The sequence below is a fragment of the Candidatus Symbiopectobacterium sp. NZEC127 genome (assembly GCF_025962675.1).
Taxonomy (GTDB): Bacteria; Pseudomonadota; Gammaproteobacteria; order Enterobacterales; family Enterobacteriaceae; genus Symbiopectobacterium.
Genome location: NZ_JAGFPG010000097.1, coordinates 1 through 530 on the forward strand (window position 1 = coordinate 1; position 530 = coordinate 530).

1 pseudogene is annotated in these 530 nt (G+C 55.8%); it reads right to left on the reverse strand.

The window, feature by feature from the left end:
- Positions 1-530, reverse strand: a pseudogene (locus J5069_RS24110) (DEAD/DEAH box helicase); the annotation flags it as partial.

Sequence of the window (530 nt, forward strand, 5' to 3'; positions counted from 1 at the left end):
CCGAAGCCGAACTCCATACTCGACATGGCGCGTTCCATGCGCTGAGCCTGCCTGTCTGAAAAGACCAATTCCCCTCGGTTGTCCATCAGGTTGATGAACTGGTGGAAGTTATCTCCCAGCATCGATGCCAGGAATGAATCGCCGAAGGTCTTCATCAGTTTGGCCGCAGTGGCTTCACCTATGGTCGGAATACGTTTCAGCGCCCGCAGTACTGCTGCGGATTGATCGCTGCCTGACAAACTGCGTGGTCGCATCAGTGTCCAGAGGGCACTCTCGCAAAAACTACACTTGCGACGTACTTCCTCCGCGTCGAGTTCCTGTGCGCTGACCGGTTCGCCATCAAGATTGCGAATCATGGTGCCGCAGTGTGGACAAAGCCCAACTGTGCCGTGACGGGTGCGCTTGCGAACGAACGTGGGCTTCCAGTGGAATCCCATGCGCATGCGCACACGGCCAATGATGAAAAATTCCTGTCCATCGGCTGGCACATTCAGTTGCTCGCGCAGCTTGATCAGTTTGAGCAGTGTGTC